Below are 13,147 nucleotides of genomic sequence, written 5' to 3'. Positions count from 1 at the left end.
GTACCGAATCACACCTGAACCCTGCTGGGGCTTGGGTGTGATTCTGCTTTAACTCTTGTAACGAACCGGGCTCTGCCCGATCATCGCACCTACCATGGAGACATGACTTCATCTGTTGGTTTTGTAGGTTACCGAGGCATGGTTGGATCCGTGCTGATGCAGCGCATGCTCGACGAGGGCGATTTTGCCCAGATCGACCCGGTATTTTTCTCGACTTCCAATGCTGGCGGCAACGCCCCGGCATTCGCTGAGGGCGCCGGCCCGCTGCAGGACGCGTTCGACATTGACACGCTGTCGAAGTTGCCGATTATCGTCACCGCCCAGGGTGGCGACTACACAACCAAGGTCCACACAGAGCTGCGCAAGTCCGGCTGGGATGGCCTGTGGATCGATGCCGCATCCTCGCTGCGCATGAACGATGATTCGGTCATCGTCCTGGATCCGGTCAACCGTTCGGTGATCGATGAATCCCTGGCCGCTGGCACCAGGGACTACATCGGCGGCAACTGCACCGTCTCGTGCATGCTCATGGGCTTGGGCGGGTTGTTCAAGAACAACCTGGTCGAGTGGGGCACCGCGATGACCTACCAGGCCGCTTCCGGCGGCGGAGCCCGCCACATGCGCGAACTGCTCACCCAGTTCGGCGACATCAACGCATCGGTGGGCAGCGAACTGGCTGATCCGGCCAGCGCCATCCTGGAAATCGACCGCAAGGTCCTGGAAACCCAGCGCGGAAACCTCGACGCTTCCCAGTTCGGCGTACCGCTGGGCGGCTCGCTGATCCCATGGATCGACGCGGATCTGGGCAACGGCCAGTCCCGCGAGGAATGGAAAGCAGGCGTTGAGACCAACAAGATCCTGCAGACTTCCGGCGACAAGCAGATCATCATGGACGGACTGTGCGTCCGCATTGGCGCCATGCGCTCGCACTCGCAGGCGCTGACGCTGAAGCTGAAGGAAGACCTGCCGGTCTCCGAAATCGAGTCGCTGCTGGCAGCCGACAACGAGTGGGCCAAGGTCATCCCGAACGAGAAGGAAGCGACCATGGATCAGCTGACTCCTGTCGCGGCTTCAGGCACCTTGGACATCCCGGTGGGCCGCATCCGCAAGCTGGAAATGGGCCCGGAATACATCTCGGCCTTCACCGTCGGCGACCAGCTGCTGTGGGGCGCAGCGGAACCGCTGCGCCGCATGCTCGCTATCGCCCAGGGCCGCCTCTAGCCATCCCTGAAGCGCAAACCATGGCAAACAGCCCGGAACAGAATTTCTGTTCCGGGCTGTTTGCCATTTCCCTGCAGGTGAGCGCTAGTGGGCCCACTCGTTCCTGAGCACCGAATAGATCAGCTGGTCATGCCACGCACCGGCCCGCCACTGGGCTTGGCGGATGACACCCTCGCGGGTGAACCCCAGCTTCGCCAGGCACCTCTGCTCGGCCAGGTTTTCAGCGGCTGTCGTGGCCTGGATCCGATGGCGCGGGTAATGGGAGAACAAGTAATCGACAAGCAACTCCTGCGCTCGGGTGCCAAGGCCCTGGCCGCGGAACTCGGCAAAGATGCCGATGGCGATTTCCCAGCAGGCAGAGGTGTTGGCCCGGCCCCACGACGTGACGGTGAACCAATCGGCTTTGCCGATGACCTGCTCTCCCAGGCAAACTGCCAGCGCACCGTCAGCGCTGCCGATCATCTGGTCTTGGGCCACGCGGTTGCGCAGCTTGCTGGTATCCCAGAAGCCGAACCATTGGGCTTCGCCGGCGCCCTGGACGGATTGGAAGTTCACCTCCAGCAGGTCGATATCTGCTGGACAGAGCTTTCGCAGGGATACTTCCGCCACGGCATTCCTTCCTTGCCCCGGCAACCGCCGGGAAGCATTTCACCTAGAGCACTTCGCCAATCAGCAACGGCTCGTTGACCAGTTCAATTCCAAAACGTTCCTGCACGCCGGCACGTACTGAGCGGGCGATGGCCAGAATGTCCTGGGCAGTGGCTTCCCCGCGGTTGGTGATGGCCAGCGTGTGCTTGGTGGACAGCGAGGCGCGGCCATCGGCGAGCGCGAATCCGCCGGTCCCCTCCAAGCCGTAGCCCTTGGAGAAACCGGCCTGGTCGATAAGCCACGCAGCGGACAGCTTCACGAAGCCGGCCTGTTCCACCGGGTAGTTCGGGGCGTTCGGCGGAAGCTTGTCCAGGACGCTGGATTCAACGATGGGGTTGGTGAAGAAGGAACCGGTGGAATGCGAGTCGGCGTCCTTGATATCAAAGACCATGCCCTTGGAACGGCGCAATTCGAGCACTGTTTGGCGCACTTGAAGCGCGTTGGCGCGGTCTCCCGCTTCAACCCCGAGCCGGCGGGCCAGCTCTGCATAGCGGATCGGAGCCGATTCGTTCTCGCGGGCCAGCAGGAACGCCACTTCCAGGACCACGTAGCGCGGGGACCCATTGGTGCTGGTGCGCTTGATGAGCGAATCCCGGTAGGCGAATCCAAGCTCGGCGTTATCCAGCTTGAGCACCTGGTCGCTCTCGCGGTCATAGGCGCGCACCCAGGCCAGCGTCTGGGACACGTCTGCACCGTAGGCACCGACGTTCTGCACCGGGGTGGCACCGGTGCATCCAGGGATGCCCGAGAGCGCTTCCAGCCCGCTCAACCCTTCAGCCAGGCTGTATTCAACGGTCGCGTCCCAGTTCTCGCCGGCGGCGGCACGCAGCAGCACCTTGCCATTCGGCTGCTCGTCAAGGTGCAGTCCACGGGTGGCTATCTGCACGGCAACGCCCGGGAAGCCGTCATCTGAGATCACTAGGTTGGAGCCCCCGCCAATGAGCAGGACGTCCTGCCCAGCGGCATCGGCTGCGGCTACGGCGTGCGCCAGTTCGGCTTCGCTGGTTGCGGTCACCATATGCTGGGCTGGCCCGCCGACGCGGGTCGTGGTCAGGTTCTTCAGCATTGCTTCAGTTTACTTTCGGTATGAGGACGATGGTCTGCGGCCAGGGGCGCGTGCTAGGCCTTGGGCTCGCCGCCGGCACGGCTTCCGGCGGCATTCGAGGACAGGCAGAAGGCCACAACCACCAGGATGGAGATGGAGCCCAGGGCCGGCAGCAGCCCGATGACTTCGGCCAGCAGGCCCAGCAGTGGCGGGCCGCCGAGGAACGCGCCGTAGCCGATGGTGGACACTACCGAGACGCGGGTCGCCGCATGCACCGGATCATCCGAGGCAGCGCTCATGGCCAACGGGAAGGTCAGGGCCACGCCCATGCCCCAGATGGCCAAGGCCACGAAGGCCAGGGGCAGATTGTTGCCGAAGGCGAAGAGCAGCACGCCAACCAGCGCGCTGATGGCGCTGGCACGGATCATGAAAACCCTGCCCATCCGCAGGATCAAATCGCCGGAGAGCAGGCGGGTCAGGGTCATGGCGGTCACGAAGACGCCGTAGCCGATGGCTCCCATGCCTTCCTTCGTCTGGTATCCGTCCACCAGCGCCATGGCCACCCAGTCTCCGGCAGCGCCTTCGGCCAGGGCCATGCCCAGCACCAGCACGCCCAGGAGCACGGTCTGCGGTTCGGTCCAGGCCTTCTTCAGCGAGGACCCGTTGCTGCTGGTGCGCGGGGTCCGGCTGAAGTCTTCGCCGTAGAATCGTGCGCTGAACAGCACCGTGGCGATGATGAGAAGGCCCATGAAGCCATAGTGGTACTGCAGCGGGACCTGCAGGCGTGCGCCCAGCGCGCCGGCGCCGGCGCCGATTACCGTGCCAATGGAGAAGAAGCCGTGCAGGGCAGGCATGATGCTCTTGCCCAGAGCCCGTTCCATGGCCGCGCCTTGGACGTTGGAGGCGACATTCCAAGAGGCGGTGCCCAGTCCCTGGGCGAAGAGGAAGATGCCGCAGATGACGGCGCTGCCGAAGATCCCGGCACCGACGCCGACGAGGATCAGCGAGCCGGCGGCCAGAGTCGCGGCGATGCGCATGACGCTGGTGGCGCCCAGCCGCAGGACCAGCTGCCCCGAGACCGACACGGACAGGAAGGACCCTGCGCTCAGGCACAGCAGCAGCAGGCCGACACTGGCGTGGTCCAGCGCCAGGGCGTCGCGCACCGCTGGCAAGCGCGAGACCAGTGCCGAGATCAGCAGGCCGCTGGCCAGATAGGCGGCCATCAGCGCATTGCGCCACTGGGTTGCCGGCCGCTGCGCATCACCTGGAAGCTGCATGCCTAGAGCTGCACCACTGCCTGGCACTTGAGCAGCACCTTGGCTCCATCGGCCGAAACTGCCAGGTCGATGCGGGCGGTGCGGGCTTCGGCGTCCAAGGCGCCGACCTTGCCTTCCACCGAGATGGTGGTGCCTTCATGCTCCGATGGGTTGGAGCCTTCCGGGTCCTCGACGACGACCGGCTTGGTGAAGCGGGTCTGGTAGTCGATGATGGCGCCCGGGTTCCCTACCCACTGCGAGACCAGGTCGATGACCGAACCCATGGTGAACATGCCATGGGCGATCACCGAAGGCAGTTCCACCTCCTTGGCGAAGCGCTCATTCCAGTGGATCGGGTTGAAGTCGCCCGAGGCTCCGGCATAGCGAACCAGGTCCGCGCGGTTGACCTGCACCGTGTGCGAGCCAATGACCTGTCCCTTTTCGAGGCTTTCGAATTCAATCACGCTTAGTCCTCAGCTCGTACCAGTAGCGATGAAACGGTGGTGGCGATCTTCTCGCCGGCCGCGGTGGTGATTTCGGCGCGGGTGGTGATCATCGCGCCGGCGCCCATCTCGCGGATCTGGTCCACGTAGAGCTCGGCGAGCAGTTCATCGCCGGCCACGATCGGTCGGTGGTGGGTGAAGCGCTGGTCGGCATGCACCACGCGGGAGAAGTCGATGCCGCTGGCCGGGTCGGAGATCAGCTGCGCGTCGGCCCGCTGGGCGATAATGATTGCGAAGGTCGGCGGGGCGACAACGTCGCTGTAGCCCAGCTCGCGGGCTGCCTGCACGTCGTAGTGCGCCCGGTTGGCGGCTTTGGTGGCGGCGGCGAATTCGCGGATCTTCTCGCGGCCTACCAGGTAGGACTCGCCGGCAGGGTAGATGCGCCCTACCAGGTCGGGGTTGATACCCATGGGTTCTCCTGAACGTTGTTGTACGTGGCCGGGCGTGGTGCCGCTGGATACGAAATCCGGGCGCAGCTGCCCGGCCACACTGTGGAATTCTTGCGGGAGCCTAGTTCTGCCGGTCGGCGGGGCGCTTGTTGGCCTGTGGCGCGGCGAGGCCGTTGTCGATGCGCCACTGGCGTGCGTCCTTGGCCCGGACGACCAGGCTGGCGATGTGGCAGAGCATGCCGATGACCATGATGCCGATCGCGATGTAGACCGTGGGCAGGGACGGAATGTTGGCGCCGATGATGGCCAGGATGATGCCCACGCCCATGATGCCCATGGCGGCGAAGACGAGCTTCTTGTAGCGGGGCGAGGCGGATTCCCAAGGAGTGTTGGTCATGGCTCAAGTCTAGTTCAGCCCGGGCCGGGAGCGCCCATTGCCGCCGTGGCATTTCCGCGTGACTCCCCCGACAGCGCTCCGGCCTCAGAACAGGGCGGATTGCTCTTCCTTGAAGTCCCCGCGTTGCTCCATCACAGCGACCGCGCGGGTTTTCAGCTCGGAGGCATCCAGCAAGCGCAGGGTGGTGCCATCGCCGCTGTCGGCGAGGATGCTCTGTCCCAGCACGCCACGGATGCGCAGGTTCACGGTGCTTCCGGGCAGGGTCGTGGTCCAGGCATGCAGCGCATGCGCATCCCAGGCGCCAATGACCGGGCGGGCGAAGGCCGGCTGCTCCCACAGCTCGTCGCGCAATTGCACGCCAAAGGTCTCCAGGCCGCGCTGCGCGCCGAGGAAGTCCCTGGCCCGGCCTGCCGCGTCGGCGTTGATCTGATCAAGCTGGGCGTAGTCCAGTTCCCAGCTGGCCAAGCCCTTGACCTTGGACTTCTGCCGCACCTGCTGGCTCAGGCCCACATGCTCGGTGACGAGGTCTTCGAGCACCCGGATGGCCGCCCCGTCAGTGGCGCGGGCGACATAGCGCGCAATGACTGCGCCCTGCTGCGCCAGCCGTGTCCATTTGCTCTGGGCCGACGTGGTGCCGACCTTGGTCGCTCCGTGGGCGAAGCTGGCGATATACAAGAAGTGCGGCTGTTCCAGGTACTTGCGCAGGCCTTCGGGGGCTTCGCCGGTCTTGTGGAAATGGTGCATGAACTTCGACTGGTCCAGCCGGCGGCAGCTCTCGCATTGGGTGCCGGTGCGCAAGGCCTTGTTCTTGGGGCACGGCAGCGTATTGCGCGAGCCGTCGGCGTTCATCGTGATGTAGCCCAGGCAGAACTTCAGTTCTCCGATCTCCAGGGCCAGTGAACGCCCCGCTTCCAGGTACTCGGTGCCCCAGGTTTCGCCGGTCCGCAGCCGGAGCATCGGGGCGGGTTCGTGTTCTGCGAAGCTGATGCCGTGGCATAGCTGCCGGGTAGCTGAAGCGAATTCCATCAGGACCTTTCTGAAGTTTCACCTCCAACGATAGTTCACTGCAGAGGGGCAGGTCCGGTGGGCAGGTTGGCCGATTCGCAAAGTCCGAAAGTTAGCTGGACGAATTCCCGTTTGGTTCTGGTCTAATTCTTAGGAGATGCCCTTAGGCTGAAACTGCACCGGAAACGTACCGCGGGCCGGGCCACAATCTGTTGAGGTGATCCAGGATTTCAGTCCCATTTGATGACGAGACGCGTGCAGTGGCAATCACGGCTGCTGGAACTACCCCGTCCCCGGCCGAGTTGCAGCGATTGACGAAGGCCTTCCATCACGATTTCCAGCGCTTCATGATGGAATACCAGTTTGCGGTGGACGAAGTGCTGACCAAGGTCTCGATCTTGCGTGAAGAGTTCTTGTACTTGCACAAATACAATCCAATCGAGCACGTCAGCTCCCGGGTGAAAACTCCGGAGAGCATCATGCGCAAGGTTGCCCGCCGGGCCATCGCACCGTCCCTTACTGCCATACGCGAGAACATCAGCGATATTGCGGGTGTGCGCATTACCTGCAGTTTCGTCAAGGACATCTATAAGGTCCTGAACACCTTGACCGCTCAAAATGACTTGAAGGTCATCCAGATCAAGGATTACATCAAGAACCCGAAGCCAAGCGGCTATAAAAGTGTCCATGCGATTGTGCAGATTCCGGTCTTCTTATCCGACGGCCCTGTCGACGTTGTAGTGGAGTTGCAAATCCGCACGATCGCCCAGGATTTCTGGGCAAGCCTGGAGCATAAAATTTTCTACAAGTACGAGGGGGCGGTTCCAGAACATCTAGTACAGGAGCTCGCCGATGCGGCAGCTGTTGCAACGAAACTCGATATGCAAATGCAACGCTTGCATACCGAAGTACACGGCCATGATGCCAATGATGCAGCAGGACAAGAGACGAATTTCGATACGAAGGCCTTCCAGGGACTGCTCTCGCTGGCACAGCAAGCCAGCACAAGGAGCCCTGAAAAGGGTGCGGACAACTAAGCGTTATTGGCTTTGAAACGACGGGTCCCTGAAGACCGCTTCGAAGCCGGAAACCAAAAAAGATCCTCAGCCGAAGCCGAGGATCTTTGATTTGGTAGCGGCGCCGGGACTCGATCCCGGGACCTCACGATTATGAGTCGTGCGCTCTAACCAGCTGAGCTACGCCGCCACAAGTGAGAAACAATCCAGTAGAAGCCAAGAAAGCTTCTCACTCAGAGCCCCCTGCCGGAATCGATCCGGCGACCTCGTTCTTACCAAGAACGCGCTCTACCACTGAGCTAAGGGGGCAACGAGTAAATACTCTACACGCATTTCCCGGCAAAGAAAAATCGGTAAACCAACCTGGAAAACACCCCGAAATTTCCATAAAACTACTAGTCAAATTGAGATTAGCCACTCACCCTAGATCTTCAAGGACGAAGACTGGGACAAAAGGTGCTCGGGTGACGATTCTCACTGAGGTGTCCCTTGTGGTCAATCACGGATTCGCCCAGACGCGCAGGATAAAATCCCGCGACACTTTCCCTCGTGGCAGAACCACAGATCTCCCCCGTAAAACACAGGAGGCTCAACTCCCCCAGTCCCTCGACCCTGGGATTATGGATTGCCTGGAAGGACATCTGGCATCCGGTGCGCGGAGTCGCCACAACGCGCCGCGAAAGTAATCCAGGAGGCATGAAGCAAGCTCTCACGCGCACGGAATTCACCTAGGCAACCCGACTCCCATTTCCGTCTTGATTAGGAATATTGTGACGTCAGCAACAAATCCCCGGGGGATTTTGCAAACCTCGAAAACCTGTGTAAAGTATTTACCTGTTGCCCCCTTAGCTCAGTGGTAGAGCGCGTTCTTGGTAAGAACGAGGTCGCCGGATCGATTCCGGCAGGGGGCTCGCAATGAGAGAAGCAATCTGATTCCAGATTGCTTCTCTTTTCGTTTATCTGCCGCTCTTAGTGCCCCATGGCGCGGCCATCCCCTCAGCCTTCGCCCGCGCTGCTTCGCCAGCTTTCTGCCACGCCATCTTCCCCAGATTCCCGATTCGCGCTGCAAGAGGCTGATCGCTTGTACAAGCTAGCTCCTGCCGCCGGGCCATTGCCCGCATCCTGAATTGATGTCACCGTTCTGACCACTGGATTTGCGTTTCCTCCTCCCAAGCGTGCTAAGTTGTTCGCGACCACACGGGTGCCCTGGCAAGGGCTGAGATCGGGCTATCGCCGTCCGCGACCGTTGAACCTGTCCGGGTAATGCCGGCGAAGGAAGTGAGTTTCCCCAGTGGAACAATTTGAACAGCACCCTGCCCACACCCTTGCCTACCGCGAATCTGCGGGAATTTCTGTTCCCGTCACGCAGATCCATCTGGCAGACTCTCCCAATGGAAAGCCCAACGAGCCGCTGTCCGTGTATCGGACCAGCGGACCGGGAAGCGAACCGACCCAGGGCTTGCCGCCCTTCCGCGAGCAATGGATCCTGGAGCGCGGGGATGTGGAGGCTTATGCAGGCCGCGAGCGCAATCTGCACGACGACGGGCGCTCGGCGGTCCGCCGCGGCACGGCCAGCGCGGAATGGGCTGGACGTTCAGCCCCTCCGCTGCGGGCCCTTGGCGGAGCCCGCGTGACGCAAATGCACTATGCGCGCGCCGGGATAATCACCCCGGAAATGCGCTATGTGGCACTGCGCGAGGAATGCGATGTCGAGCTGGTGCGCAGCGAGCTCGCGGCCGGACGAGCCATCATCCCGGCGAACATCAACCATCCGGAATCCGAGCCGATGATCATCGGCAAGGCGTTCCTGGTCAAGATCAATGCGAATATCGGCAACTCGGCGGTGACCAGCTCCATCGCAGAAGAGGTCTCCAAGCTCCAGTGGGCCGCCAAATGGGGCGCCGACACGGTGATGGACCTGTCCACCGGAGATGACATCCACACCACCCGAGAATGGATCATCCGCAACTCCCCCGTGCCCATCGGCACCGTGCCGATCTACCAAGCGCTGGAGAAGGTCAATGGCGAAGCCAACAAGCTGACCTGGGAGATCTTCCGCGACACGGTCATCGAGCAGTGCGAGCAGGGCGTGGACTACATGACCATCCACGCCGGCGTGCTGCTGCGCTACATCCCGCTGACCGCCAACCGGGTGACCGGCATGGTTTCGCGCGGCGGGTCCATCATGGCCGGCTGGTGCCTGGCGCACCACCAGGAGAATTTCCTCTACACCCACTTCGATGAGCTGTGCGAGATCTTCGCGCAGTACGACGTGGCCTTCTCGCTGGGCGACGGGCTGCGCCCGGGCTCCATCGCGGATGCGAACGACGCAGCGCAATTCGCCGAGCTGGACACGCTGGCCGAGCTGACCAAGCGCGCCTGGCACTATGATGTGCAGGTGATGGTCGAGGGACCGGGGCATATCCCCTTCCATCTGGTGCGCGAGAATGTGGAGCGCCAGCAGGAATTGTGCGACGGGGCCCCGTTCTACACCCTGGGCCCGCTGGTTACCGATATCGCGCCGGGCTACGACCACATCACCAGCGCCATCGGCGCCACGGAGATTGCCCGCTACGGTACCGCGATGCTCTGCTATGTCACCCCCAAGGAGCATCTGGGGCTGCCCAACCGGGATGACGTGAAGACCGGGGTGATCACCTACAAGATCGCGGCGCACGCGGCAGATCTGGCCAAGGGGCATCCGGGTGCCACGGCACGGGATGATGCGCTGAGCAAGGCTCGCTTCGAATTCCGCTGGAATGACCAGTTCGCGTTGTCCCTCGATCCGGTCACCGCGCAGGAATTCCATGACGAGACGCTGCCGGCCGAGCCTGCGAAGACTGCCCACTTCTGTTCCATGTGCGGGCCGAAATTCTGCTCCATGCGCATTTCCCAGGATATCCGCGACGAATACGGCTCGGCCGAGGCGCAGGCGGCATTGGCCGGGATGGCGCAGAAAAGCAGGCAGTTCCTGGAAAGCGGGGGCACGGTCTATCTCGGGGACGAGATCCCCGTCGGGACCCCTGCCGAGTAATTAGCCCGGGCATGCGAAAACGCCCTTGGGGCAAGCTTTCGGCTTGCCCCAAGGGCGTTATCCAGTGCTATTCAGCTGTGCGCTGCAGGCTTAGTAGTCGCGACGTCCACCGCTGCGGTTCGAATCGCTGTAGCGGTCCTTGCCGCCGCGTCCGCCGCCGAATCCGCCACGTCCGCCATTGCGTCCGCCACCGAATCCACCACGGCCGCCACGTCCACCACCGTAGCCGCCACGGCTGCCACGGAAACCACCGCGGTCGCCATCGTCGTCACGGCGCGGGCTGCGGCCATTGTCGAGCTGGAGATCAATGGCTTCGCCGCCGATGCGGGTCTTGGACAGTGCACGCCACTGGTCCTTGCTCAGCTCTGCTGGCAGCTCCACCAGGGTGTGGTCCGAACGGATGTCGATGCCGCCGATTTCCGAAGAATCGAAGCCGCCCTCGTTGGCCAGTGCGCCAACGATCGAGCCTGGCTGCACGCGGTTGCGGCGGCCAACTGCCAGACGGTACATGGCGTTGCCCTCGGCAGCGGTCTTGCGGGCACGTGGACCGCGCTCACCGCGTTCGCCACGCTCCGGGCGATCCATGCGGGCCTTCTTCGCAGGCGACATGACCGGCTCGGTCATCAGCAGCGGGCGTCCGCCCTGGGCCATCAAAGCCAGTGCAGCCGCGATTTCCAGGTGGTCCAGGTCCTCGTGCTCGGCAGCGAACTTCTCCACGATCTCGCGGAAAGTAGTCAGGTCCTGGCCGCTGATGGTCTTGTCGATGCGGTCGGTGAACTTCTGGATGCGGCGGTCGTTGACCGAATCCAGCGACGGCAGCTGCATCTGGGTCACCGGCTGGCGGGTCGCCTTCTCGATGGCACGCAGCAGGTACTTCTCGCGCGGGGTCATGAACAGGATTGCGTCGCCCTTGCGGCCGGCACGGCCGGTGCGGCCGATGCGGTGCACGTAGGACTCGGTGTCATGCGGGATGTCGAAGTTGATCACGTGCGAAATTCGCTCGACGTCCAGGCCGCGGGCTGCCACGTCGGTAGCCACCAGGATGTCGATCTTGCCCGAGCGCAGGTTCTCCACGGTGCGCTCGCGCTGCTGCTGCGGGATGTCGCCGTTGATGGCGGCGGCGGTGAAGCCGCGGGCCTTGAGCTTGTCGGCCAGGTCTTCGGTAGCCATCTTGGTGCGCACGAAGGTGATCACGCCGTCGAATTCCTCGGATTCGAGGATGCGGGTCATGGCATCAAGCTTGTGCGCGCCCATGACCTGAAGGAAGCGCTGGGTGATGTTGGTGCCGGTGGTCTGCTTGGACTTCACGGCAACTTCCTGCGGGTTGCGCAGGTATTCAGAGGCGATGCGGCGGATGGTGCGCGGCATGGTGGCCGAGAACAGGGCAACCTGCTTCTCTTCCGGAGTCGCTTCCAGGATCTTGTCGACCTCTTCGGCGAAGCCCATGCGCAGCATTTCGTCGGCCTCGTCCAGCACCACGTACTGCAGGTTCGACAGGTCGAGGGAACCCTTATTGATATGGTCGATCACGCGGCCTGGGGTGCCCACGACTACCTGTGCGCCACGGCGCAGGCCGTTGAGCTGCGGGCCGTATGGGGAGCCGCCGTACACTGGCAGAACGGTGAAGTTCGGCAGGTACTTGGCGTAGGAGGTGAAGGCCTCGGCGACCTGGAGGGCAAGTTCGCGGGTTGGAGCCAGGACCAGGATCTGCGGGGTCTTGGCTGGACCGTTGGTGTCAGCCAGTTCGGCCATGCGGGACAGGGCAGGCAGTGCGAAAGCAGCGGTCTTGCCGGTACCGGTCTGGGCCAGGCCGACCACGTCGCGGCCTTCGAGGAGCAGTGGAATGGTCGCTGCCTGGATTGGCGATGGCTTCTCGTAGCCAAGGTCGGCAAGCGATGCAAGCACGCGGGCATCCAGGCCAAGCTCGGAGAAGAGCACGGTTGGCTCTTCCGGGGTCTGGTTGTCGTTGGTGTTTACGGGCATGTCAGAAGACACGAAGAATTACCTCATTCGTTTGGGGATAGGCCTTGGCCGTCCCCAAAGAAACGACGTATAGGCTGCACAGTCAGATACAAGTCACGCTCATCAAGCGCTCCCCTATGACATAAAGACCCGCACACACTTTGCGGAAAATACAACACGAGAAGGCTCCAGCCTCAAAAATTGGGCTGGATGCGAGAGGGATACCCTGATGTTCGCGAACACTTAATGCTAGCTTGAACGGCCCTGAGTTGTCAGTGCCGAAGCCGTGTGAGATCGGGCACCGCGCCAGAGCACGTAGGGTTAAGCACGTGAAGAGACCACTTTTTCCACGACGTCCCGATGAGCCCACCCCCGGCGGGTTGTTCGTCGCCCAGTTGCTCTGGCTGTTGGCCGGAGTGCTTTTTCTCGGCTTCGGCGGCTTCCTGGCCTATGAGCAGAGCCAGGATTCCACACTGGATTTCGGCAGCATTGCGCTGATGGTCTTTTTCGCCGCAGCGGGCATCGCCTGCGGCGTGCTGGGATACCGGCTGTTCACCGGCGACCGGGCAGCGCGCGCCCAGCTGTCCTGGCTGGGGCTGATTGCCGCACTGCCGCTGCTGCTGCGGTTCGGACGCTATTCGCTGCTGGCCGCCATCATCATGTTCAGCGTG

At 62.6% G+C, this 13,147-nt stretch carries 12 protein-coding genes, 3 tRNA genes and 1 riboswitch; of the genes, 5 read left to right on the top strand and 10 right to left on the bottom strand.

What is annotated here, in order from left to right:
* Window positions 1-102 precede the first annotated feature (102 nt).
* Window positions 103-1,221: an aspartate-semialdehyde dehydrogenase gene (gene asd / locus EKH49_RS12425; protein WP_128471101.1), complete on the top strand. Its 1,119-nt coding sequence runs from the start codon at window positions 103-105 to the stop codon at window positions 1,219-1,221.
* An 84-nt stretch (window positions 1,222-1,305) separates the two neighbouring features.
* Here the strand turns inward: asd and EKH49_RS12420 are convergent, their stop codons facing one another.
* From EKH49_RS12420 to EKH49_RS12390, 7 genes are all read right to left on the bottom strand, one after another.
* Window positions 1,306-1,830 (bottom strand): GNAT family N-acetyltransferase, encoded by a 525-nt coding sequence (locus EKH49_RS12420; protein WP_128471100.1) that lies wholly within the window; start codon window positions 1,828-1,830, stop codon window positions 1,306-1,308.
* A 43-nt stretch (window positions 1,831-1,873) separates the two neighbouring features.
* Window positions 1,874-2,935 carry a UDP-N-acetylmuramate dehydrogenase gene (locus EKH49_RS12415; RefSeq protein ID WP_128471099.1) on the bottom strand — a complete coding sequence of 354 codons (1,062 nt, stop codon included), beginning with the start codon at window positions 2,933-2,935 and terminating at the stop codon, window positions 1,874-1,876.
* A 53-nt stretch (window positions 2,936-2,988) separates the two neighbouring features.
* The gene (locus EKH49_RS12410; RefSeq protein WP_128471098.1) at window positions 2,989-4,191 is read right to left on the bottom strand and encodes an MFS transporter; all 1,203 of its coding nucleotides are present in this window, start codon (window positions 4,189-4,191) and stop codon (window positions 2,989-2,991) included.
* Between the two features lie 2 nt (window positions 4,192-4,193).
* On the bottom strand, window positions 4,194-4,634 hold the full coding sequence (locus EKH49_RS12405) for a MaoC family dehydratase (protein WP_128471097.1): 441 nt from the start codon (window positions 4,632-4,634) through the stop codon (window positions 4,194-4,196).
* Between the two features lie 2 nt (window positions 4,635-4,636).
* The gene (locus tag EKH49_RS12400) at window positions 4,637-5,083 is read right to left on the bottom strand and encodes an FAS1-like dehydratase domain-containing protein (protein ID WP_128471096.1); all 447 of its coding nucleotides are present in this window, start codon (window positions 5,081-5,083) and stop codon (window positions 4,637-4,639) included.
* Window positions 5,084-5,183: 100 nt separating this feature from the next.
* Window positions 5,184-5,459 (bottom strand): hypothetical protein, encoded by a 276-nt coding sequence (locus tag EKH49_RS12395; protein WP_128471095.1) that lies wholly within the window; start codon window positions 5,457-5,459, stop codon window positions 5,184-5,186.
* An 84-nt stretch (window positions 5,460-5,543) separates the two neighbouring features.
* Complete coding sequence (locus EKH49_RS12390; RefSeq protein WP_128471094.1) at window positions 5,544-6,485, bottom strand: DUF2797 domain-containing protein; 942 nt, start codon at window positions 6,483-6,485, stop codon at window positions 5,544-5,546.
* Window positions 6,486-6,724: 239 nt separating this feature from the next.
* On the opposite strand from EKH49_RS12390, the gene EKH49_RS12385 reads away from it, so the two are divergent.
* Window positions 6,725-7,501: a GTP pyrophosphokinase gene (locus EKH49_RS12385; protein ID WP_236641146.1), complete on the top strand. Its 777-nt coding sequence runs from the start codon at window positions 6,725-6,727 to the stop codon at window positions 7,499-7,501.
* A 92-nt stretch (window positions 7,502-7,593) separates the two neighbouring features.
* On the opposite strand, the gene EKH49_RS12380 is transcribed toward EKH49_RS12385, so the two are convergent.
* Together EKH49_RS12380 and EKH49_RS12375 are read right to left on the bottom strand one after the other, a co-directional pair.
* Window positions 7,594-7,670 (bottom strand) — tRNA-Met (locus tag EKH49_RS12380).
* A gap of 47 nt (window positions 7,671-7,717) precedes the next feature.
* Window positions 7,718-7,789: transfer RNA gene (locus tag EKH49_RS12375), tRNA-Thr, on the bottom strand.
* Between the two features lie 530 nt (window positions 7,790-8,319).
* Between EKH49_RS12375 and EKH49_RS12370 the strand changes: the two genes are divergently transcribed.
* Together EKH49_RS12370 and thiC are read left to right on the top strand one after the other, a co-directional pair.
* Window positions 8,320-8,391 (top strand) — tRNA-Thr (locus tag EKH49_RS12370).
* A gap of 276 nt (window positions 8,392-8,667) precedes the next feature.
* Window positions 8,668-8,775: riboswitch (TPP riboswitch) on the top strand.
* Window positions 8,772-10,514 (top strand): phosphomethylpyrimidine synthase ThiC, encoded by a 1,743-nt coding sequence (thiC, locus tag EKH49_RS12365; RefSeq protein ID WP_128471093.1) that lies wholly within the window; start codon window positions 8,772-8,774, stop codon window positions 10,512-10,514. (Overlaps the previous riboswitch by 4 nt.)
* Before the next feature lie 90 nt (window positions 10,515-10,604).
* Here thiC and EKH49_RS12360 read toward each other — a convergent pair whose 3' ends face one another.
* Window positions 10,605-12,497 carry a DEAD/DEAH box helicase gene (locus EKH49_RS12360; protein ID WP_128471168.1) on the bottom strand — a complete coding sequence of 631 codons (1,893 nt, stop codon included), beginning with the start codon at window positions 12,495-12,497 and terminating at the stop codon, window positions 10,605-10,607.
* Between the two features lie 308 nt (window positions 12,498-12,805).
* Between EKH49_RS12360 and EKH49_RS16590 the strand changes: the two genes are divergently transcribed.
* Window positions 12,806-13,147: hypothetical protein (locus tag EKH49_RS16590; protein WP_161567518.1), on the top strand; the 342-nt coding region annotated here is incomplete at its 3' end.

Origin of the sequence: Glutamicibacter sp. HZAU (assembly GCF_004100365.1) — a bacterium.
In the GTDB taxonomy this organism is placed as follows: domain Bacteria; phylum Actinomycetota; class Actinomycetes; order Actinomycetales; family Micrococcaceae; genus Glutamicibacter; species Glutamicibacter nicotianae.
Note: the sequence above shows the minus strand (reverse complement) of the source record. Positions and strands in the feature narration are given on the sequence as shown.